Below are 20087 nucleotides of genomic sequence, written 5' to 3'. Positions count from 1 at the left end.
GGGAGGTCCGGGCCGGCTACGGCACCACCTGGTCCAACGATCAGCCGGCGGCCGGTGTTCCGTCCGGGGTGTCCGCCGTGCCCCTGCGGCCCCGGCGGGCGAGCAGCACGCCGCCGGCGCAGGCGAGCAGGCCGGCCACCGCGAGGGTCCACTCGGGGGCGGCGCCGACCCGGTCGGCGACGGTGGTGCCGTCGCGCAGCGGGACGGTCGCGGACAGCTCGGCGGCGGTCAGCTCCTCGGTGCGCTGGACGACGGTGCCGTCCGGGGCGATCACCGCGCTGATGCCGCTCGTCGCGGCGATCAGCACCGCGCGGCCGTGCTCGACGGCGCGCAGCCGGCTCATCGCGAGCTGCTGCTCCGGCTGGCCGGTCTTGGCGTAGGTGGCGTTGTTGGTCTGCACGACGAGGACCCGGGCGCCCTGGTCGACGGTGTCGCGGACGATCTCGTCGTAGGCGACCTCGAAGCAGATGACGTCGCCGATCCGCGCCGGGCCGAGCTGCATGACGCCGTTGTGGTCACCGGGGTAGAAGTCCCGGGCGACCCGCTGGAGCCGGGTGACGACCTTGGACAGCTGGTCGCGGAAGGGCACGTACTCGCCGAACGGCACCGGGTGCTGCTTGGTGTAGGAGGCGCCGGGGCCGGCCGTCGGGTCCCAGACGATGCCCTGGTTCTGCACGTGCTGCTCGTCCGGGCCGTCGACCAGGGTGCCGACCAGGGTGGGCACCCCGACCGCCCGGACCGCCTCGTCGATCCGCGCGTAGGCCAGCGGGTCGCTGAACGGGTCGAGGTCGGAGGAGTTCTCCGGCCAGATCACGATGTCCGGCTTCTCGGCCCGGCCCGCCTTGATGTCCTCGGCGAGCTTCTCGGTGGCGGCGGCGTGGTTGTTGAGCACCATCATCGGGCGGCCGAGGAAGTCCATGCCGGGGTTGGGCACGTTGCCCTGGATGACGGCGACCTTGACGGTGTCGGCGGGCGCGGTGGGCACCGGCACCAGGTAGCCGGCGAGCAGCGCGGCGACGGCGCCGAGCCCGGCGGCCGCGGCCTGCGCCGGGCGGCGGGCGGTGCCGCGGCCGGCCACCCGCAGGGCGGCCCAGGCCAGCAGGGTGCCGGAGAGGGCGACCGCGAAGGTCACCAGCGGCGCGCCGCCGAGCGCGGCCAGCGGGGTGTACGGGGTGGCGGTGTTGGCGAAGGCGAGCCGGCCCCAGGGGAAGCCGCCGAGCGGCAGCCGGTCGCGGGCCCACTCCTGGGTGATCCACAGGCAGGCGCCCCAGAGCGGCCAGCCGGGCAGCCGGGAGGTGACGGCGAGTCCGGAGCCGAGGGCGGCCAGGAAGAGCGCCTCGACGACCGACAGGCCGATGGTGGCGTCCCAGCCGATCACCCGCAGCCAGCTGAGCAGCATCAGGAAGAACGGCAGGCCGAAGGCGAAGCCGGTCCAGGCGGCCTGCCGGCCGGTGCGGCCCCGGGTGAGCAGGGAGAGCGCCGCGACGCCGAGGACCGACAGCGGCCACAGGTCGAAGGGCGGGAAGGCCAGCGCGAGCAGCAGTCCGGCGAGCGCGGCCAGCCCGGTGCGGGGCAGGCCGGCCCGGATCCTGGCGAGGGCGCGGGCGCCGCGGCCCGGGCCTGGTGCCTCGTCGGGGGTCTCGGGTGCGGTACCGGACCGCTCCTGGGTGACGGGCATGGCCACCGTCGCACCATCTCTCTCGACGCCGCCCCGCGGGGGTACGGGGACGGCTGTTCGGACGCTGTCCGAAGAAGGTACCCCGGAACGTCACCCGGCTGTGAGCTGAGGGCCGTAGCGGTGCTCAGCGCGGGCTGTCGCGGACCTCGCCGAACGGCCAGTCGGCGGCCAGCCAGTCGCGGACGGCCCGGTGCAGCGGGGCGTCCAGCGCGGCCCGGTCGGCGCGGACCCAGGAGCGCACCCGGGGGACGGCGGGCTCCGCGCGGTCGGGGTAGAGGTAGACGCAGCCGACGACGGCGTCGCCGGGCACCTCGCGCACCGTGTAGGTGAAGCCCCGGCGGGCCTCGAAGTCGGCGGCGTGGCGGCGCAGGTCGTCGCGGTTGCGCTCCGGGCTCATGCCCTCGACCGGCGGCCAGTGGCCGTGCTCGAAGCCGGGGGTGGCGCGGATGTGGTCGATGCTGCCGCTCCAGGCGGCGTGGTCGGCCTCGTTGTGCTGCTCGCCGAGGGGCTCCAGGCGGAACCCCTCGGCGGCGAGCGTGCGGGGCACGGTGAACTCGGCGGGTACGAAGGGCTGATCGGTCATGGGGGTCAACCTACGGCAGGCCCGCCGCCGTGGCCGACCGCTTTTCCCCGCGGCGCTACTCCGCGGCGGCCAGGTGGACGGTGCGGCCGCGGACCACGGTGCGCAGGCAGGTGGGCAGCGGCTCGCCGGGGGTGAGGTCGGGCAGGCCCGGGGTACCGGAGCGCGGGTCGGTGGACCAGCCGGCCACCCGGTCGTCCGGGGCCTGGACGACCAGCTCGCCCGCGGCCCAGACGGCGAAGCTGGCGACCGCGCCGGGGACCAGCACGCCGTCCTGGTCGCGGCCGATCGCGCGCCAGCCGCCGCGGGTGTGGGCGTTGAACGCGGCCCGCACCGAGATCCGGTGCTCGGGGGTCCGGTGGAAGGCGGCGGCCCGGACGGTTCCCCAGGGGTCGAGCGGGGTGACCGGGGCGTCCGAGCCGAAGGCCAGCGGGACGCCGGAGCGCAGCAGCGCGGCGAAGGGGTTGAGCGCGGCGGCCCGCTCGGCGCCCAGGCGCCGCACGTACATGCCGTCCGGTCCGCCCCAGGCGGCGTCGAAGGCGGGCTGCACCGAGGCGGTCAGGCCCAGGTCGGCGAAGGCGGCGACGGTCTTGTCGTCCAGCGCCTCGGCGTGCTCGACCCGGTGGCGCAGCGCCCGGACCCGGTCGGCACCGACCCGGTCGCCGGCGGCGCGCACGCCCTCGACGACGGCGGCGACCGCGGCGTCGCCGATCGCGTGGAAGCCGGCCTGCAGGCCCGCCTCGGTGCAGGCGGCGACGTGGTCGGCGACCTGGGCGGCGGTCAGGTAGGCGGTGCCGGTGTGCGGGGCGTCGGCGTAGTCGTGGTGCAGGCAGGCGGTGTGCGAGCCGAGCGCGCCGTCCACGAAGAGGTCGCCGCCGGCGCCGACGGCGCCGAGCCGGCGGGCGGTCTCGACGCCGCCGCGCTCGCTCGGTTCGCCCCAGTAACCGAACACCTCGGGGCCATCGCCCTCGGCGGCCAGCTCCAGCAGGCCGGCGAGGTCCTGCTCGGAGGAGATCTCCGGGCCGGCGCACTCGTGCAGGGCGCCGATGCCGAGCTCGGCGGCGCGGGCCAGGGTGGCGCGCTGGGCGGCGCGGCGCTGCTCGGGGGTGAGCCGGGCGAGCGCGGTGCGCCGCACCGCGTGGTGGGCGTCGCGGGTGAGCGGGCCGTCGGCGTCGAAGCCGGGCTGCCCGGCGAGGCCGTCGGTCAGCGCGCGCAGCGCGGTGGTGGCGAGCGCGGAGTGCACGTCGGTGCGGGAGAGGTAGACGGCGGCGCCCCCGGCGGCGGCGTCCAGCTCGGCGAGGGTGGGCGGGCGGCCCTCCGGCCAGCCGGTCTCGTCCCAGCCGTGGCCGATCAGCACGCCGCCGGGCTGCTGGGCGGCGGCGAAGGCGGTGAGCTCGGCCAGCGCGGCGGCCAGCGAGGGGGCGCCGGTGAGGTCGAGGCCGGTGAGCGCCAGCCCGGTGGAGGTGGCGTGCACGTGGGCGTCGACGAAGGCGGGGGTGACCAGGGCGCCGTCCAGCTCGACGATCTCGTCGGCGGTCTGCGCGTACGCCTCGGCGGCACCGTCGCTGCCGACCCAGGCGACGTGCTCGCCCTCGACGAGCATGGCGGTGGCGAAGGGGTCGGCGGGGCTGTAGACGGCGCCGCCGCGCAGCAGGACGGTCCGGGGGTTGCGTTCGGTCATGCGGCCTAGTCTGCACCCCCGCGGGGCCCGGTCAGAGCTTCGGGGGTCGTGCCTCGTAGGGGGTGGACAGGACGACGGTGGTGCGGGTGGACACGCCGGCGGCGCTGCGGATGCGGGCCAGCAGGTCCTCCAGGTCGCCGGGGGCGCCGACGCGGACCTTGAGGATGTAGTTCTCGTCGCCGGCGACGCTGTGACAGGCCTCGATCTCGGGCAGGTCGGCCAGGCGCTCGGGTGTGTCGTCCGGGGCGCTGGGGTCGAAGGGTTTGACCGAGATGAAGGCGGTCAGCGCCAGGTCGACGGCGTCCGGGTCGACGATCGCGGTGTAGCCGCGGATCACTCCGCGCTGCTCGAGCCGGCGCACCCGCTGGTGCACCGCCGAGGTGGACAGGCCGGTGGCCTTGCCCAGGTCCGTGTAGCTCATCCGGCCGTCCTGGAGGAGCAGCTGGACGATGCGTTGGTCGAGATCCTCCACAAGGCGCAAACCTACCCCCTCGGGGGCACGCGGATCGCGGCGCGGGGGTCGTACGGGGGGCCTGCCCCAGAGGGGCGCACGGGAGGCCGAGGAGGGGGCGCGGAGCATCGCCGGGTGCGCCCCGGGGTGCCGTACGGGCACATGCCGGACGAATGTGGCGAAGGACACACCCGGTGCATCACAGTGCGCCGGACCGCAGGGTTATGAGTCCGTTTCGGCGGGAAGTGCTGGTTGTGGCCCCGGGCGACCACGCCGGGCCCGATCCGAGGGGGATCACCATGCGCGTTACGGACCAGCGCCCGACGGGCGCGGACGACGCCCACGATACGACCGACCGCGAGGACCTCGCGGTCCCCTACGAGACCGCTCCGGGGGTGGATCCGGGCGAGGCGGACACCTGGGACATCGTCCGGGTGCACTGCCCGTCGTGCCGGCGTCCGATCGCCCTGGTCGGCGACGAGGAGCGGCTGCCGCAGCACGCCGTCCTGCCCCGGCCCTGGCACCCCTTCTCCCCCGCGCTGTGCCCGGGTTCGGGCGCGCCGACGGACGATCTGGCCGAGGTGGAGAGCGCGGAGGACGCCGGGTCGGCCGGCCTGGAGAAGCTGCTGACGCACCCGGGCGAACTCGACTGGCGCACCCAGCCGTTCTCGCACGCGATGGTCCACCGCCCGGTCCGCTCGGCCGCCGCCCCGGCCGTCCCGGAGCAGCGCGGCCGATTCTCGCGGCGCTGAACACCCGCCCGCCGAAAGGCTGCTGACGGCACGACAGGTACGACCGGTGAGACAGGTACGACAGAACGGCCCCCGGGCGTCGCTCCGCACCCTGGAGTGACGCCCGGGGGCCGTTCCGGGCCGCCCGGCGGCTCCGTGCGGAGCGCGGGCGGCCGGTCCGGGGGGTCAGGACTTGGTGAGGTGGCGGCCGATCACCAGCCGCTGGATCTGGTTGGTGCCCTCGACGATCTGCAGCACCTTGGCCTCGCGCATGAAGCGCTCGGCCGGGAAGTCCTGGGTGTAGCCGTAGCCGCCGAGCACCTGGACGGCGTCGGTGGCCACCCGCATCGCGGCGTCGGTGCAGAACAGCTTGGCCATCGCCGCCTCCTTGGAGAACGCCTGGCCGGCGTCGCGGCGGCGGGCGGCGGAGAGGTAGAGCGAGCGGCCGGCCTCGATCTGGGTGGCCATGTCGGCGAGCATGAACGACAGGCCCTGGAAGTCGGCGATCGGGCGGCCGAACTGGCGGCGGGTGCGGGCGTAGTCGACGGCGAGGTCGAGCGCGGCCTGGGCGACGCCGATCGCGCAGGCGGCGATGCCGAGCCGGCCGGAGTCCAGCGCGGCGAGCGCGATCTGGAAGCCCTGGCCCTCGGTGCCGATCAGCCGGTCGCGGGAGACCCGGACGCCGTCGAAGTGCAGCTGGGCGGTCGGCGAGGACTTCATGCCCATCTTCTGCTCCGGCGGGGCGGCCGAGAGGCCGGGCTGGGTGCCGGGCACCAGCAGGCAGCTGATGCCGCGCGCGCCCTCCTCGCCGGTGCGCACCAGCGCGCTGTAGAAGTCGGCCTGGCCCCCGTGGGTGATCCAGGCCTTGGTGCCGCTCACCACGTACTCCTCGCCGTCCAGGTCGGCGCGGGTGCGCAGGGCGGCGGCGTCGGAGCCGGACTGCGGCTCGGAGAGGCAGTAGGCGCCGAGCTGCCCGCCGGAGAGCATGCCGGGCAGCCAGCGGTCGCGCTGCTCCTCGGTGCCGAAGGTGGCGAGGGCGTGGCAGGACAGGGTGTGCACGCTGACGCCGAGGCCGACGGCCAGCCAGCCGGCCGCCAGCTCCTCCAGGACCTGCAGGTAGACCTCGTAGGGCTGGTCGCCACCGCCGTACCGCTCCTCGTAGGGGAGCGAGAGCAGGCCCGCCTCGCCGAGCGTGCGGAAGACCTCGCGCGGGAACCGGCCGGCGGCCTCGTCCTCCGCGGCGCGCGGCTGCAGCTCGCGCTGGACGAGGTCCCGTGTGAGGTTCAGCAGCTCGCGGGCCTCCTCGCTGGGCAGCTGGCGGTCGACGGCCTTCACGGGGGAGGTGGTCATGGTGGCTGGTCGCCTCCTCGGTCGTGCGCCGGCCCCGGGGTTCGTCGGGCCCGCGCGGGGTCTGGCAGCTCGGCCCGGCCGGCACCGGATCGCGGTGAACGGCCGTTCACATGCTCGGCGATGCGAGTATGCCCGATCGCGGCCCTGCCGTCACGACCAGCACCGCATCACTGTCCGTATCGGCGCACCGGCGCCCGTAGGGTTGACGTTGTGGCTTCTTCCGAGACTTCCGCCGCCCCGGTAATGGGGACCCCCGCCGCCGAAACGCCCGCCGCGCGCGACGCGCTCGCCGCGCTCGCCGCCGAGCTGCGGGCGCTGCCGCCGTCGTGCGGCCCGGTGCGGCTGGTCGCGGTGGACGGGCACGCGGGCTCGGGCAAGACGACCTTCGCCGGCCGGCTGTCCGCCGCGCTGGGCGGCGCGCCGGTGGTGCACCTGGACGACCTGGCGACGCACGCCGAGCCGTTCGGCTGGACCGGCCGGCTGCGCACCCAGGTGCTGGAGCCGCTGGCGGCGGGGCGGGACGCGGCGCACCGGGTGTACGACTGGACGCTGCGCCGCTTCGCGGGGACGGCCGAGGTGCCGCTCGCGCCGGTGGTCCTGGTCGAGGGGGTGGGCGCGGGGCGGCGCGCGGTGCGGCCGTGGCTGAGCCGGCTGGTGTGGATGGAGCTGGACGCGGCGGCGGCCCGGCGGCGCGGCGAGGAGCGCGACGGTCCGCGGCTGGCGGAGTTCTGGGCCGGCTGGGCCGCCGCCGAATCGGCGCATTTCGCCGCCGATCCGAGCCGCCCGTACGCCGGCACGGTGGTCGACGGGGTGACCGGACGGATCGCGCCGGGCACCGTCGGTGAACCTTCAACAACCCCCTTGACCTGCGGCATCGCCGGGAAATAAGTTCTCACTCGTTGGCGGAGTCGACGATTCCGCACCTTCGGACCCGGCATTCCCGGCTTGTTCCCCCGTGAGCCGGGGATGCCGTCCGAGCGCCCCGCCCCGGACCGGGCCGGGCGTCAACGACCGCCCGCCCGATCGCTTTTGAACTCGTGCGGCACCCTTCCGGATCAGCGCGGCGCCGGTACGATTCCTGGCAGGCGCATATGCGCCCCGGGGGCAGACGACCACCGGCGGGGTCCGCAACACCACCGCACCGGTCGGGCCCCGAGCCACACCGCGGGGGGCGTTGAGTGACGACGGAGAGTTCCCAGAACAACGCGGGCGGCCCGGCACCGAACCGGCTCGCCGACCGCGCCTGGCTGCGTGCCATGGACGCCTACACGGCCGGCGCGTACAGCCGCGCCGAGGAGGAGTTCCGCGCCGCCGTGCGGCTCGACCCCGGCATGGCCGACGCCTGGCTCGGCCTGCACGCGCTGCGCAGCGACACCTCCGGCGCGCTGCTCGCGATGTACCGCCACCAGCAGCGGTTCGGGGAGCAGCGCCGCCGGCACGCCCGGCCGCTCAGCTCCTGGTACTGGCTCGGCTGGTGGGTGCAGCCGGTGCTGGAGACCCCCCGCGACCTCGCCCTCGCGCACGCCTCGCACTGGCTGGACGGCCGCCATCTCGCCGAGCTGGACCAGGCGTTGGCGCAGTGCCCGACCCCGGCCGAGGACCCGTCGGCGCGCTTCCTGCACGCCTGCCGCTCCTATCTGCTGAAGGACTGGGAGCAGCTGATCCGGGACACCGACCGGCTGCTCGACGACCCGCTGCTCGGCATCGAGGCCGGGCTCTTCGCCGGCATGGCGCGGGTCCGGCTGGACATGTGCGCCCAGGCGCAGGCCCCGCTGGCCGCCTCGCTCGCCCGCTGCCGCTCCGAGCAGCCGCAGCGCAAGGAACTGCGCTACTGGCTGGGCCGCGCCTACGAGGGCGCCGGGCGCAGCGCGGCCGCGTTACCGCTCTACCGGGCGGTGCACCGGGCGGATCCCGCGTTCATGGACACCGCGGCCCGGCTCGCCGCGATCTCGGCCGAGGACGCCGTCGGTGACACCCTGCTGGACGCCGCCGGCGGCCGGGAGGCGGGGCGCACGGGCGGTCCGGAGGAGGACGCGCTGGACGCCGCGGTGCTGGAACAGCCGGACTTCGAGATGCTCGGCGCCGATCCGGCCGGGCCGGACCCGGCCGGTCCGTTCGGCGGGCCGGATCCGTTCGGCGGACCCTTCGTGGACACACCCCTCGTGGACGGGCCGGAGGCGCCGGACGTCCTCGACATACCGGACCTGCCGGAGGTCCTGGAAGCCGAGCCGGACGACGAGGGCTCCCCCGTCGTGCCGACCGCCGCCGGACCGGGCGCGGGCACCGACACCCGGTCCGGCGGCGGCGCACCGCCCCCGCTGGCCGCCGGCGGACGCTCCGGCTCCACCGCGCCGCAGCCCGCCGCCGCCTCCCCGGTCGCGCCCGCGCCGGCCCGCGGCGAGGCCACCCTCCCCCGCCTCGCCAACGCCTCGCCGACGCTCGAACGTGAGGGCGACCAGGCCCAGTTGGACGCGGCGCTGGCCGAACTCTCCCGGATGGTCGGCCTGGAGCCGGTGAAGCGCCAGGTCCGGGCGCTCTCCGCGCAGCTGCGGATGGCCCGGCTGCGCGCCGAACAGGGCCTGCCGGTCCAGCCGCCCAAGCGTCACTTCGTCTTCTCCGGCCCCTCCGGCACCGGCAAGACCACCGTCGCCCGGATCCTCGGCCGGGTCTTCCACGCCCTCGGCCTGCTCTCCGGCGACCATCTGGTGGAGGCCCAACGGGCCGACCTGGTCGGCGAGTTCCTCGGCCAGACGGCGGTCAAGGCGAACGAGCTGATCGACTCCGCGCTGGACGGCGTGCTGTTCATCGACGAGGCCTACAGCCTCTCCAACTCCGGCTACAGCAAGGGCGACGCGTACGGCGACGAGGCGCTCCAGGTGCTGCTCAAGCGTGCCGAGGACAACCGGGACCGGCTGGTGGTGATCCTGGCCGGCTACCCCGAGGGCATGAACCGGCTGCTGGCCGCCAACCCCGGCCTCAACTCCCGCTTCACCACCCGGGTCGACTTCCCCAGCTACCGCCCCGGCGAGCTCACCGCGATCGGCGCCGCGCTCGCCGGCCAGGACGGCGACGGCTGGGACGAGGACGCCGCCGAGGAGCTGGCCTCGATCTGCACCCACGTGGTCCGCGAGGGCTGGATCGACGACCTCGGCAACGGCCGGTTCATCCGCACCCTGTACGAGAAGTCCTGCGCCTACCGGGACCTGCGGCTGACCCTGCTGCGCGAGCCGCCCGGCCGGGAGGACCTCGCCACGCTGCGGCTGCCGGACCTGCTGCAGGCCTACGGCGAGCTGATCGACGGCCGGGGCTGAGCCCGGGGACGGAACGCCCCGGGCTCCGGGCCCTCAGCCGGCCAGCGCCTTGGCCTCCAGCTCCGGGTCCAGCCCGACGGTCGGCCGGTCCGGGCGCTGCGGGGCGACGCCGCCGATCGACCGCAGCCACGCCCAGGTGTCGGCGACCGTCCGCGCCGCCGGCCGGCAGCGCAGCCCGGCGGCCAGCGCCTTGCCCGGGTCCGCGCCGTGCATGGTGTCGTAGAGCTCGCCCGGCGGGATCCAGAACGGCAGCTGGCTCCACGCCTCGATCCCGGCGGCGGCGATCGCCTCCGGGGGCGTCCAGCGCAGTTCGGCATCGGCGCCGGTGGCCGCCACGCAGGCCTCCAGCAGCTCGCCCATGGTGCTGTGCCCGCGCGGGCCTACCAGGTCGTAGGGGCCACCGAGGCCGGCCGCGAGGGCGTCCAGGGTCCACTCGGCGAGGTCGCGGACGTCGATGAACTGCAGGCCGAGGTCGCGCGGACCGGGGGCGAGCACCGGGCCGCCGCGGGCGATCCGGTTCAGCCACCAGGGCAGCCGGCCGATGTTCTCGTACGGTCCGACGATCAGGCCGGCGCGGACCAGCAGCGCCCGGTCGCCGAAGGCGTCCAGCACCGCCAGCTCGCCGCCGCGCTTGGCCTCGGGGTAGGGCACCTCGCCGGCGTCCGGCGAGCCCTCCACCACCGGGGCGCTCTCGTCGGCCCCGGCCGGCGTCGGGTAGGCGTACACCGAGCGGCTGGAGACGTACGCGTAGCGGCCCACCCGGCCGGCCAGCAGGCGGGCGCTTTCGCGCACCACCGACGGGGCGGCCGACCAGGTGTCCACCACCGCGTCCCACTCCCCCTCGGCGAGGGCGGCGAGCCCGCTCCCGGCCGTGCGGTCCCCGTGCAGGACCCGCGTCCCGGGCGGCGCGGCGTGCGTCCCCCGGTGGAAGACCGTCACCTCCCAGCCCCGCTCCAGCGCCGCCTCCGCGACGGCCCGCCCCACGAACTCCGTACCACCCAGCAGGAGAAGTCTCATGCCGACCACCCTGCACGCGGGTGGCCGGCATGGGAACGGCAGCACGCTCAGAGCGGAATCGCCCAGAGCGAAGCGGCCTCGGGAACTCAGGCGGCCGAACGGTGGTCCGGGTCGTGCACCTCGCCGACCAGCTCCTCCAGCACGTCCTCCAGCATCACCACGCCGAGCGTGCGCCCGTCCTGGTCGAGGACGGCCGCGAGGTGGCAGGCGGCCCGGCGCATCGCGCCCAGCGCGTCGTCCAGCGGCAGGGTGCCGCGCAGCACGGTGATCGGCCGCCACAGGCGGGCCGGGACGGGGACCGTCGGGTCCTCGACGTCCAGGATGTCCTTGAGGTGCAGGTACCCGAGGTAGCCGTGGCCGGCCGGGTCGCCGTCGGTGACCGGGAAGCGCGAGAAGCCGGTGCGCAGCGCCAGCTGCTCGATCTGGGCGGCGGTCACCTTGGTGTCCACGGTGACCAGCTGCTCGGGGGTGAGCAGGACGTCGGTGAGCGGGCGGCGGCCCAGCTCCAGGGCGTCCTCCAGGCGCTCCTGGCGGTCCTTCTCCAGCAGACCGGCGTCCCCGGAGTCGGCGAGCAGGTAGATCAGCTGCTCGGTGGTGAACACCGACTCCACTTCGTCCTTCGCCTCCACCTTGAACAGCTTGAGCACGCCGTTGGCGAAGGTGTTGAGGAAGGAGATCACCGGGGCCAGCCAGCGGGCCAGGCGGTCCAGCGGCGGGCCGAGCCAGAGCGCGGCCTTCTCGGGACCGGCCAGCGCCATGTTCTTCGGCACCATCTCGCCCATCACCATGTGCAGGTAGACCACGACGGCCAGCGAGATGCCGTACGCCAGCGGGTGCTGGAGGCCGGCGGGGATGCCCAGCGCGTGGAACGGGCCCTCCAGCAGGTGGGCGATGGTCGGCTCGGCGAGCGCGCCCAGGCCCAGCGAGCAGACGGTGATGCCGAGCTGGGCGGCGGCGAGCATCGCGGAGACGTTGGACAGCGCGTGCAGCACGGTGCGGGCGCGCTTGTTGCCGGCCTCGGCGAGCGGTTCGATCTGGCTGCGGCGCACCGACACGACGGCGAACTCGGCGCCGACGAAGAAGGCGTTGCCGAGCAGCAGCAGGAGGGCGACGGCCAGTTGGAGCGCGGTCATCGGGTGCCGTCCTCGTCGGTGCCGAAGAAGTGGTGGTGTTCGGCGGTCCGTTCCACCCGGACCCGGCTGGTCCGGTGCCGGTCCACGGCCTCGACGGTGAACCGCCAGCCGGGCAGCTCGGCCTGCTCACCGGGGTCCGGGAGCTTGCCGAGCAGGTCGGCGACCAGGCCGGCCAGCGTCTCGTACGGGCCCTCCGGGGCGTGCAGGCCGATGGCCTCCAGCTGGTCGAGCCGGGCGCGGCCGTCGGCCGCCCAGACGGGCAGGCCGTCGGCCGGCGGCAGCGGCAGCAGCTCGGGCGTGTCGGCGGGGTCGTGCTCGTCCTGCACCTCGCCGACGATCTCCTCGACGATGTCCTCGACGGTGACCACGCCGGCGGTGCCGCCGTACTCGTCGACCACGATGGCCATCGGCTGGAGGCGGCGCAGCTGGTCGAGCAGCCGCTCGGCGGGCAGCGTCTCGGGCACCAGCAGCGGCGGGACGGCGAGGTCGCCGACCCGGACGGCGGCGCGCCGCTCGGCGGGGACGGCCAGCGCGTCCTTGAGCGTGACGGTGCCGGTGACCTCGTCCAGGCTGTCGGCGTAGACCGGGAAGCGGGACAGGCCGGTGGCCCGGGTGAGGTTGAGCACGTCGGCGGCGCTGGCGTCGCGCTGGAGGGCGGAGACGTCCACGCGCGGGGTCATCACGGACTCGGCGGTGAGGTCGCCGAGGCCGAGGGTCCGCACGAACAGGGTGGCCGACTCCTCGTCTATGGCACCCGCCTTGGCGGAGTGCCGGGCGAGCGAGACCAGCTCGGCGGGGGTGCGGGCGTGGCCCAGCTCCTCCTGCGGCTCGATGCCGAAGGCGCGCACAGTGCGGTCGGCCGAGCCGTTCAGGACCCGGATCAGCGGGCGGCAGGCCCGGGAGAACGCCATGTGCGGGGCGGCGACCGCGCGGGCCACCTGGAGCGGGCGGGAGATCGCCCAGTTCTTCGGGACGAGCTCGCCGATCACCATCTGGACGACGGTGGCGAGCAGCATGCCGATGACCACGGCGGCGCCGCGCGAGGCGCCGGCCGGCAGGCCGAGGCCGGTGAACACCGGCTGCAGCAGGGTCGACAGGGCGGGCTCGGCGAGCATGCCGACCACCAGCGAGGTGACGGTGATGCCGAGCTGGGCGCCGGAGAGCTCGAAGGAGAGGTGTCGCAGGGCCCGGGAGACCCGGCCGGACTTGGCGTCCCCGGCTTCGGCGGCGCGCTCGACGGCGCCGCGCTCCACGGTCACGAAGGCGAACTCGGCGGCCACGAAGAGGCCGTTGGCGAGGATGAGCAGCAGGGCCGCGAGGAGCAGCAGCCAGGCGGTGATCACAGTGCCGCCTGCCTTCCGGTGGTCGAAAGGTGGGCGGCGCAGGTACTACCGGACGGATCGTCCATGGACGGGGAGTGTCACTCCTCAGGTCGTTTTCGGCCAGATTCCGGGCAGGGCAATGCCTTTGCCCCGCTTTTACCAGCGTAGACCATACCCGTGCGGATGTAGGATCCCCGTTCGGACGCGCCCGGCGGGTCAGCCGCCGTGGTGCACGACCAGGTCGCGCAGGGCGCGGGCGTCGGCGATGGCCTGGGCCTTTCCCACCCCGGACTGGATGCCGACGGCGGCCAGCGAGGTGCCGTCGGCCAGGTCGAGGGTGGCCCACGGGTCGCCCTGGCGGAAGTTCACGCCGATGATCTCCGCCCAGGCCAGCCGGCGGCTGCGGACGAAGTTGACCACGGTCACGCCCTCGGCGTCGGCGCTGACCCGGGGCCGGGCCAGCATCAGGCCGACGGCGGCGAACAGCACGCCGCTGGCCGCCATCATGATCCGGTCGTTGAGCTGCCAGTTCGCCGGGAGGGCGACCGCCATGACGGCGAACAGCACCACCAGCAGCACGCAGACCGGCAGCAGCACGGCGCGGGTGCGGCGCGGGGCCCAGGTGACGGGGAACTCGGCGGGGGTGGACACGAGGGGGCTCCGGGGGTGCTGGTTCGAGTGGTACGGGAAGGGGTGGGGCGCCGGACGGCGGCCCACCCCATTCAACCGGTCCTTATGCCCGCGAGCCGGTCAGAGGCGGCAGGCGTGGATGTTGGTCACCAGGATGGCCCGGGCGCCGATGCTCCACAGGTCGTCCATGATCCGCTGGGCCTCCTTGCGGAGCACCATGGAGCGGACCGCCACCCAGCCCGCGGTGTGCAGCGGGGAGACGGTCGGCGACTCCAGGCCGGGGGTCAGCGCGACGGCGGCGCCGACGCTCTCGGCGCGGATGTCGTAGTCCATCAGCACGTAGCGGCGGGCCACCAGCACGCCTTGCAGACGGCGCAGGAACTGGTCGACGCCCGCGTCCTCGCCGGCGCCCTTGGGGCGGATCACCACGGCGTCGGAGATGAGGATCGGCTCGCCGAACACCTCCAGGCCGGCGTTGCGCAGGCTGGTGCCGGTCTCCACGACGTCGGCGATCACGTCGGCGACGCCCAGCTGCACCGCGGTCTCCACCGCGCCGTCCAGCTTGGTGACGGTGGCCTTCACGCCGTGGTCGGCCAGGTGCTGCTCGACCAGGCCGGTGTAGGAGGTGGCGATCCGCAGGCCCTCCAGGCCCTTGACGTCCTCGACGTCCACGCCGACCGGGCGGGCGAAGCGGAAGGTCGAGCCGGCGAAGCCGAGCGCGAGCACCTCCTCGGCGTTGGAGTGCGAGTCCAGCAGCAGGTCGCGGCCGGTGATGCCGACGTCGAGGCGGCCGGAGCCGACGTACACGGCGATGTCGCGCGGGCGCAGGAAGAAGAACTCGACCTGGTTGTCCGGGTCGACCAGGACCAGCTCCTTGGCGTCCTTGCGCTGCCGGTAGCCGGCCTCATGGAGCATCTCCGCCGCAGGACCCGAGAGCGAACCCTTGTTGGGGACGGCGATGCGCAGCATGGAGGTCAGTTCCTTACCTGTTCGGTGTGGGTGTGGGGGTTTCCGGGCCTGGGCCTAGAGGTACTTGTAGACGTCGTCGAGCGTCAGCCCGCGGGCGACCATCATCACCTGAAGGTGGTAGAGGAGCTGGGAGATCTCCTCGGCGGTCTGCTCGTCCGACTGGAACTCGGCGGCCATCCAGACCTCGGCGGCCTCCTCGACGACCTTCTTGCCGATCGCATGGACGCCCTGCTGGACGAGCTGCGCGGTACGGGAGGACGAGGGGTCGCCGGTGGCGGCCTTCTGCTGGAGCTCGGTGAAGAGCTCCTCGAATGTCTTCGAAGCCATGATGGCTCTCACCTTACGGCGTGCGGGCTGACAGGCGGTAAACGGTTCCGGACCGTGGACGGTCCGGTGGACGTCCACGGTCCGGAGGGCGGCCCGTCGGCCGGGGTTTCAGAGCGCGCGCAGCGCGACGGCGGTGGCGACGGCCGCGGTGACCGCCTCGTGGCCCTTGTCCTCGGCGGAGCCCGGCAGGCCCGCGCGGTCCAGCGCCTGCTGCTCGTCGTCGCAGGTCAGCACGCCGAAGCCGACCGGGACGCCGGTGTCCACGGCGACCTGGGTGAGGCCGGCGGTGGCGGCCTGGCAGACGTAGTCGAAGTGCGGGGTGCCGCCGCGGATCACCACGCCGAGGGCGATCACGGCGTCGAAGCCGCGCTCGGCGAGGCGCTTGGCGGCGACCGGCAGCTCGAAGGTGCCGGGGACGCGCAGGACGGTCGGCTCGGCGACGCCCAGCTCCTTGAGGGCGCGGTGGGCGCCGTCGAGGAGGCCGTTCATCACCTGCTCGTGCCACTGGGCGGCGATCACGGCGACCTTGAGGCCGGCGGCGTTGTCGATGGTGAGCTCGGGGGCTCCGTGGCCGCTCATGTGCGGGTGCCTTTCGGTGGTTCGGGCTGCGGGAGGTTCGAATGCGGGAGGTTCGGGACGCGGGAAGGGGGGGCTCAGGCGTCGAGGCCGGGCAGGTCGTGGCCCATCCGGTCGCGCTTGGTCCGCAGGTAGCGCGCGTTGTGCTCACCGGCCGGGATCTCGACCGCCTCGCGGCCCTTGACCTTGAGGCCGTGCTCGGTGAGCGCGGTGAGCTTCTGCGGGTTGTTGGTCAGCAGGGTCAGCGAGCGGACCCCGAGGTCGCAGAGCATCTGGGCGCCGATGCTGTAGTCGCGGGCGTCGGCGGGCAGGCCCAGGTCGAGGTTGGCGTCGACGGTGTCGCGGCCCTGCTCCTGCAGCTCGTAGGCGCGCAGCTTGTGCGCCAGGCCGATGCCCCGGCCCTCGTGGCCGCGCAGGTAGAGCACCACGCCCCGGCCGGCCTCGGCGACCCGGCGCAGCGAGGCCTGGAGCTGCGGGCCGCAGTCGCAGCGCAGCGAGCCGAGCACGTCGCCGGTCAGGCACTCGGAGTGGACCCGGACCAGGACGTCCTCGCCGTCCGGCAGCCGGCCCTCGGCGTCCAGGCCGCCGGCGACCAGGGCGATGTGCTCGACGCCGTCGAGGGTGCCCCGGTAGCCGACGGCGGTGAACTCGCCGAAGGCGGTGGGCAGCGCGGTGACGGCGGCCCGGTCGACGTGCAGCTCGGTGCGGCGGCGGTAGGCGATGAGGTCCTCGATGGAGATGATCGCCAGGTTGTGCGCGCGGGCGAAGGCGACCAGCTCGGGCAGCCGGGCCATGGTGCCGTCGTCGTTGACCACCTCGGCGATCGCGCCGGCCGGCGGCAGTCCGGCCAGCCGGGCCAGGTCGACGGCGGCCTCGGTGTGGCCGGGGCGCACCAGCACGCCGCCCTCGACGGCGCGCAGCGGGAAGACGTGGCCGGGGCGGGCGAGGTCGCCGGGCCCGGTGCCGGGCGAGGCGAGCAGGCGCACCGTGCGGGCCCGGTCGGCGGCCGAGATGCCGGTGTCGACCCCTTCGCGGGCGTCCACCGAGACGGTGTAGGCGGTGCCCTTGCGGTCCTCGTTGACCTGGGTCATCGGGGGGAGCCTGAGCCGGTCCAGTTCGGCGCCGGTCATCGGGGCGCAGATCACGCCGGAGCTGTAGCGGATGGTGAAGGCCATCAGCTCGGCGGTGGCGGCGGAGGCCGCGAAGACGATGTCGCCCTCGTTCTCGCGGTCCTCGTCGTCGACGACGATCACCGCGCGGCCGAGCGCGATGTCGGCGATCGCCCGCTCGACCGGGTCGAGGACGAGTTCGCCGGACGGGTTGTCGGTCATGCCGTTGCTCCCTGCGGGACGGTGGTGGACACGGGGCGCGGCGCTCGGCTGCTGAGCCACCACGAGCGCAGCCCGAGCAGGACCAGGACGAAGTAGACGGAGTAGGTGAGGCCGGAGAAGGTGTAGCCGGAGTTGAAGGCGAGCGGCACGCCGACCAGGTCGACGGCGATCCAGGCGAACCAGAACTCCACCCAGCCGCGGGCCTGGGCGACCATGGCGGCGAGGGTGCCGACGAAGATGTAGGCGTCCGCCCACGGGCTCCACGAGCCGAGCGCGGGGATCGTCAGGAAGGCCCAGGCCACCAGGGCGGTGCAGGCGGCCGTGCCGGCGGCGAGCGCGGCGCGTTCGCGCCAGGTGGCGAACCGGACGGCGACCTCGCCGGCGCTCTGCCGGCCGCGCCGCCACTGCGTCCAGCCCCAGGCGGCGGCGGCGATGACGATCAGCTGCTTGCCGACCATGCCGGGCACGTCGCCGGCCAGGTAGGCGGTGATCAGGACGGCGCCGGAGGCCAGTTGGACCGGCCAGCTCCAGACCGACCGGCGCCAGCCGAGGGCGAGTCCGGCCATGCCGAACAGGTTGCCGATCATGTCGGCCCACTTCACGTGCTGGCCGAACACCGTGAAGGCGTCACCGTTGAGCCAGTTCACCGCTCCTCCCCGCCGGTCGCCGGGTCGGTCGGGGCCGCCTGGGGCAGGGTGCGGGACTCCAGCAGCCGCTCCACGTACTTGGCGAGGACGTCCACCTCCAGGTTGACGCTCTCGCCGACGGCCCTGGTGCCGAGCGTGGTCAGCGCGAGGGTGGCCGGGATGAGGCTGACGGTGAAGCTGTCGCGGGCGGCCTCGACCACGGTGAGGCTGACGCCGTCGACGGTGATCGAGCCCTTCTCCACCAGGTAGCGGGTGATGGACTCCGGCAGCGAGAAGCGCAGCACCTCCCAGCGGAGTTCGCCAGCGGCGTCGCGCTCCCCCGGCTCGCGGCTCAACAGCCGCCCGGTGGCGTCGACATGACCCTGCACCAGGTGTCCGCCGAGCCGGGCGCCGAGCGCCATGGCGCGCTCCAGGTTGACCGGCGAGCCGGGCTTCAGCTCGCCCAGGCTGGAACGGTGCAGCGTCTCGGCCATCACGTCGGCGCTGAACTCGCCGGTGCCGGCCGCCAGTTGGTCGGGGGTGTCGACGACGGTCAGGCAGACGCCGTTGACCGCGATGGAATCGCCGTGGCGCGCGCCCTCACAGACGACCGGGCCGCGCAGGCGGATCCGCGAGGAGTCGCCGATCTCCTCGATCGACACGACCTCGCCGAGCTCTTCGATGATGCCGGTGAACACCCGGGTTCTCCTCGCGCTTGGGGCGCGGACTCCGGGGTGTGGCACGGGAGATGACACGGACGGGCGCAGGGCTGCACGGCTCGCCGGACGGCACCGGGGCCCGTCGCCGGGCCGCTGCCGCACCGGACGCCGGAGAAGGGGATCCCTCGACCGTCGCCGTCCACACCTCCGCGGTCCACCGGGGGACCACGGGCCTTGCTCACTCGTCCGCCGCGCACGCCTCCCATCCGGACTTTAACCGTCGGTCCAGGAATTTCACCTGGTCAACCGGCCGCTGGCTGCGGACGGGTCGCGGACTGTAACCGCCGGTTCGGATTTTCACCGACCCCGGAGTGCGCTGAACGTCACTGCTACTGCTGCGGTCATTCTGCCACGGCCGGGCGGGCGCCGGGAGAGGCCCCGGCTGTGGGCTGTTTCACGGCGGCGGCGGGAATGCGCGCCGGTGCGCGGGGGCGCAAGCTGGTGGGAGGGGCGGGTTCGGGCCGGGCGCGGGCCCCGGCCCCAGGAGGTGCGAGGGCGATGGCCAAGTTCATGGACGTCCACCACGGGATGGCCGGCATCACCGAGGAGCAGCTGCGCATGGCGCACCAGGCCGACCTGGACATCCAGGCCGACGAGGGCGTGCGGTTCGAGCAGGCGTGGGCCGATCCGGAGGCGGGCGTCGTCTACTGCCTCTCCGAGGCGCCCTCGAAGGAGGCCGTGCAGCGGGTCCACGAGCGCAGCGGGCACCCCGCGGACGAGGTGCACCCCGTTCCGCTCACGGTCTGACGGCCCGGGCCGTCCGGCCGGCGTCCGGGGCCCGGCGCCCGGGGCCCGGCGCCCCTGCCCGGTCCGGCCGCGGAGGCCTCCGTTACGTTTACCGGTATGACCAGCACACCGGGGACCGCCGTTCCGTCAACTCCCGGGCCGCAGGGCCCGTCCGGCCTCTTCGCCGCCCTCAGCGCGGACGCCGTGCGCGACACCGCGCGGCTGCGGGACGTCTACGAGCAGCCGGGCGAGCACGCGCGCCGCAAGCAGGTGGACCGCGTCCACGACGTCGCCCGGCAGTTGATCGGCTGCTCCTCGCTGGTCCTGGTGGCCAGCGCGGACGCCGCCGGGCGCTGCGACGTGTCGCCGCGCGGCGGGCCGCCCGGACTGGTGTCGGTGCTCGACGAGTTCACCCTGGCGATCCCGGACGCGACCGGGAACAAGCGGCTGGACACCCTGCACAACGTCGTCGAGACCGGCCGGGTCGGGCTGCTCTTCGTGGTGCCGGGCCGGGACACCACGCTGCGGGTCAACGGGCGGGCCTGCGTGTCCACCGACCCGCGGCTGCTGGAGCAGCTGACGGCGGTCGGCAAGCCGCCGCGCAGCGCCATCGTGGTGGCGGTCGAGGAGGTCTACGCGCACTGCCCGAAGGCGTTCCTGCGCGGCTCGGCGTGGAAGCCGGAGAACTGGCTCGCCGCGGACGCCCAGCCGAGTTCCGCCGAGGTCACCCTCTCGCACCTGGCGGACCCGGCGCTGACCATCGAGGCGATCGAGCGGAACGAGCGGGAGGCGCTGCTCCACCGCTACGAGTAGCTCCACCGGGTACCGGCGGGCGGTGGGTGCGGCGGCGGGGCCGGGGAACGCTCGCCAAGCTGCGCGCCGCGGTGGTCAACTCGCGCGCGCTCGCCGACGTCGGCCGCGGCCTGGAG

Annotated in this window: 20 protein-coding genes and 1 riboswitch; of the genes, 5 read left to right on the top strand and 15 right to left on the bottom strand. The window is 74.7% G+C overall.

The annotated features are described in order from the left end of the window. Nucleotides 1-40: 40 nt before the first annotated feature. The 4 genes from lnt to ABT093_RS19160 all read right to left on the bottom strand — a co-directional run bounded on the left by lnt (nt 41) and on the right by ABT093_RS19160 (nt 4411). Nucleotides 41-1678: an apolipoprotein N-acyltransferase gene (gene lnt, locus ABT093_RS19175; RefSeq protein WP_350565700.1), complete on the bottom strand. Its 1638-nt coding sequence runs from the start codon at nt 1676-1678 to the stop codon at nt 41-43. Nucleotides 1679-1802: 124 nt separating this feature from the next. Continuing rightward, entirely contained in the window at nt 1803-2261 is a 459-nt protein-coding gene (locus tag ABT093_RS19170; RefSeq protein ID WP_350565698.1) for a GNAT family N-acetyltransferase, read from the bottom strand. Nucleotides 2262-2316: 55 nt separating this feature from the next. After that, nucleotides 2317-3939, bottom strand: a complete 1623-nt coding sequence (locus ABT093_RS19165; protein ID WP_350565696.1) for an amidohydrolase — start codon at nt 3937-3939, stop codon at nt 2317-2319. Nucleotides 3940-3970: 31 nt separating this feature from the next. After that, entirely contained in the window at nt 3971-4411 is a 441-nt protein-coding gene (locus ABT093_RS19160) for an Lrp/AsnC family transcriptional regulator (RefSeq protein ID WP_350541033.1), read from the bottom strand. Nucleotides 4412-4689: 278 nt separating this feature from the next. Between ABT093_RS19160 and ABT093_RS19155 the strand changes: the two genes are divergently transcribed. After that, a complete protein-coding gene (locus ABT093_RS19155) occupies nt 4690-5142 on the top strand; it encodes a hypothetical protein (protein ID WP_350565694.1) in 453 nt (150 codons plus the stop codon). Nucleotides 5143-5307: 165 nt separating this feature from the next. On the opposite strand, the gene ABT093_RS19150 is transcribed toward ABT093_RS19155, so the two are convergent. After that, the gene (locus tag ABT093_RS19150; RefSeq protein ID WP_350565692.1) at nt 5308-6471 is read right to left on the bottom strand and encodes an acyl-CoA dehydrogenase family protein; all 1164 of its coding nucleotides are present in this window, start codon (nt 6469-6471) and stop codon (nt 5308-5310) included. Between the two features lie 243 nt (nt 6472-6714). On the opposite strand from ABT093_RS19150, the gene ABT093_RS19145 reads away from it, so the two are divergent. Further along, complete coding sequence (locus tag ABT093_RS19145; RefSeq protein ID WP_350565842.1) at nt 6715-7359, top strand: uridine kinase family protein; 645 nt, start codon at nt 6715-6717, stop codon at nt 7357-7359. Between the two features lie 368 nt (nt 7360-7727). After that, complete coding sequence (locus ABT093_RS19140; RefSeq protein ID WP_350565840.1) at nt 7728-9782, top strand: AAA family ATPase; 2055 nt, start codon at nt 7728-7730, stop codon at nt 9780-9782. Between the two features lie 33 nt (nt 9783-9815). On the opposite strand, the gene ABT093_RS19135 is transcribed toward ABT093_RS19140, so the two are convergent. The 10 genes from ABT093_RS19135 to ABT093_RS19090 all read right to left on the bottom strand — a co-directional run bounded on the left by ABT093_RS19135 (nt 9816) and on the right by ABT093_RS19090 (nt 18411). After that, the gene (locus tag ABT093_RS19135; protein ID WP_350565690.1) at nt 9816-10799 is read right to left on the bottom strand and encodes an NAD-dependent epimerase/dehydratase family protein; all 984 of its coding nucleotides are present in this window, start codon (nt 10797-10799) and stop codon (nt 9816-9818) included. An 86-nt stretch (nt 10800-10885) separates the two neighbouring features. Next, nucleotides 10886-11932, bottom strand: coding sequence for a hemolysin family protein (locus tag ABT093_RS19130; protein ID WP_350565688.1), 1047 nt, complete (start codon nt 11930-11932; stop codon nt 10886-10888). After that, complete coding sequence (locus tag ABT093_RS19125; RefSeq protein ID WP_350565686.1) at nt 11929-13275, bottom strand: hemolysin family protein; 1347 nt, start codon at nt 13273-13275, stop codon at nt 11929-11931. Before ABT093_RS19125 ends, ABT093_RS19130 begins: the two co-directional genes overlap by 4 nt. Nucleotides 13276-13470: 195 nt before the next feature. After that, nucleotides 13471-13905 (bottom strand): PH domain-containing protein, encoded by a 435-nt coding sequence (locus tag ABT093_RS19120; protein ID WP_350565684.1) that lies wholly within the window; start codon nt 13903-13905, stop codon nt 13471-13473. Between the two features lie 99 nt (nt 13906-14004). After that, nucleotides 14005-14853: an ATP phosphoribosyltransferase gene (hisG, locus tag ABT093_RS19115; RefSeq protein WP_350565682.1), complete on the bottom strand. Its 849-nt coding sequence runs from the start codon at nt 14851-14853 to the stop codon at nt 14005-14007. A gap of 54 nt (nt 14854-14907) precedes the next feature. Further along, a complete protein-coding gene (locus tag ABT093_RS19110) occupies nt 14908-15180 on the bottom strand; it encodes a phosphoribosyl-ATP diphosphatase (RefSeq protein WP_030306151.1) in 273 nt (90 codons plus the stop codon). Nucleotides 15181-15288: 108 nt separating this feature from the next. Further along, nucleotides 15289-15759: a 6,7-dimethyl-8-ribityllumazine synthase gene (gene ribH, locus ABT093_RS19105; RefSeq protein WP_350565680.1), complete on the bottom strand. Its 471-nt coding sequence runs from the start codon at nt 15757-15759 to the stop codon at nt 15289-15291. A 74-nt stretch (nt 15760-15833) separates the two neighbouring features. Further along, nucleotides 15834-17087 (bottom strand): bifunctional 3,4-dihydroxy-2-butanone-4-phosphate synthase/GTP cyclohydrolase II, encoded by a 1254-nt coding sequence (locus ABT093_RS19100; protein ID WP_350565678.1) that lies wholly within the window; start codon nt 17085-17087, stop codon nt 15834-15836. Continuing rightward, a complete protein-coding gene (locus ABT093_RS19095) occupies nt 17084-17734 on the bottom strand; it encodes a nicotinamide mononucleotide transporter family protein (RefSeq protein ID WP_502884259.1) in 651 nt (216 codons plus the stop codon). The genes ABT093_RS19100 and ABT093_RS19095 overlap by 4 nt, the downstream gene beginning before the upstream one ends. Next, the gene (locus tag ABT093_RS19090; protein ID WP_350565676.1) at nt 17731-18411 is read right to left on the bottom strand and encodes a riboflavin synthase; all 681 of its coding nucleotides are present in this window, start codon (nt 18409-18411) and stop codon (nt 17731-17733) included. Before ABT093_RS19090 ends, ABT093_RS19095 begins: the two co-directional genes overlap by 4 nt. Nucleotides 18412-18622: 211 nt before the next feature. After that, a riboswitch (FMN riboswitch) is annotated at nt 18623-18750 on the bottom strand. Between the two features lie 180 nt (nt 18751-18930). Here ABT093_RS19090 and ABT093_RS19085 point away from each other — a divergent pair. Beyond that, on the top strand, nt 18931-19179 hold the full coding sequence (locus ABT093_RS19085) for an SCO4226 family nickel-binding protein (protein ID WP_350565674.1): 249 nt from the start codon (nt 18931-18933) through the stop codon (nt 19177-19179). A gap of 96 nt (nt 19180-19275) precedes the next feature. Next, nucleotides 19276-19971, top strand: coding sequence for an MSMEG_1061 family FMN-dependent PPOX-type flavoprotein (locus tag ABT093_RS19080; RefSeq protein ID WP_350565672.1), 696 nt, complete (start codon nt 19276-19278; stop codon nt 19969-19971). Nucleotides 19972-20087: the final 116 nt, after the last annotated feature.

Source organism: Kitasatospora sp. NPDC002551 (assembly GCF_040296005.1).
In the GTDB taxonomy this organism is placed as follows: Bacteria; Actinomycetota; Actinomycetes; order Streptomycetales; family Streptomycetaceae; genus Kitasatospora.
Note: the sequence above shows the minus strand (reverse complement) of the source record. Positions and strands in the feature narration are given on the sequence as shown.

Excerpts from the sequence above, each read along its gene's own strand:
- lnt (WP_350565700.1), bottom strand. The coding sequence starts at position 1,678 with ATGCCCGTCACCCAGGAGCGGTCCGGTACCGCACCCGAGACCCCCGAC.
- ABT093_RS19170 (WP_350565698.1), bottom strand. The coding sequence starts at position 2,261 with ATGACCGATCAGCCCTTCGTACCCGCCGAGTTCACCGTGCCCCGCACG.
- ABT093_RS19165 (WP_350565696.1), bottom strand. The coding sequence starts at position 3,939 with ATGACCGAACGCAACCCCCGGACCGTCCTGCTGCGCGGCGGCGCCGTC.
- ABT093_RS19155 (WP_350565694.1), top strand. The coding sequence starts at position 4,690 with ATGCGCGTTACGGACCAGCGCCCGACGGGCGCGGACGACGCCCACGAT.
- ABT093_RS19150 (WP_350565692.1), bottom strand. The coding sequence starts at position 6,471 with ATGACCACCTCCCCCGTGAAGGCCGTCGACCGCCAGCTGCCCAGCGAG.
- ABT093_RS19145 (WP_350565842.1), top strand. The coding sequence starts at position 6,715 with ATGGGGACCCCCGCCGCCGAAACGCCCGCCGCGCGCGACGCGCTCGCC.
- ABT093_RS19140 (WP_350565840.1), top strand. The coding sequence starts at position 7,728 with ATGGACGCCTACACGGCCGGCGCGTACAGCCGCGCCGAGGAGGAGTTC.
- ABT093_RS19135 (WP_350565690.1), bottom strand. The coding sequence starts at position 10,799 with ATGAGACTTCTCCTGCTGGGTGGTACGGAGTTCGTGGGGCGGGCCGTC.
- ABT093_RS19130 (WP_350565688.1), bottom strand. The coding sequence starts at position 11,932 with ATGACCGCGCTCCAACTGGCCGTCGCCCTCCTGCTGCTGCTCGGCAAC.
- hisG (WP_350565682.1), bottom strand. The coding sequence starts at position 14,853 with ATGCTGCGCATCGCCGTCCCCAACAAGGGTTCGCTCTCGGGTCCTGCG.
- ABT093_RS19110 (WP_030306151.1), bottom strand. The coding sequence starts at position 15,180 with ATGGCTTCGAAGACATTCGAGGAGCTCTTCACCGAGCTCCAGCAGAAG.
- ribH (WP_350565680.1), bottom strand. The coding sequence starts at position 15,759 with ATGAGCGGCCACGGAGCCCCCGAGCTCACCATCGACAACGCCGCCGGC.
- ABT093_RS19100 (WP_350565678.1), bottom strand. The coding sequence starts at position 17,087 with ATGACCGACAACCCGTCCGGCGAACTCGTCCTCGACCCGGTCGAGCGG.
- ABT093_RS19085 (WP_350565674.1), top strand. The coding sequence starts at position 18,931 with ATGGCCAAGTTCATGGACGTCCACCACGGGATGGCCGGCATCACCGAG.
- ABT093_RS19080 (WP_350565672.1), top strand. The coding sequence starts at position 19,276 with ATGACCAGCACACCGGGGACCGCCGTTCCGTCAACTCCCGGGCCGCAG.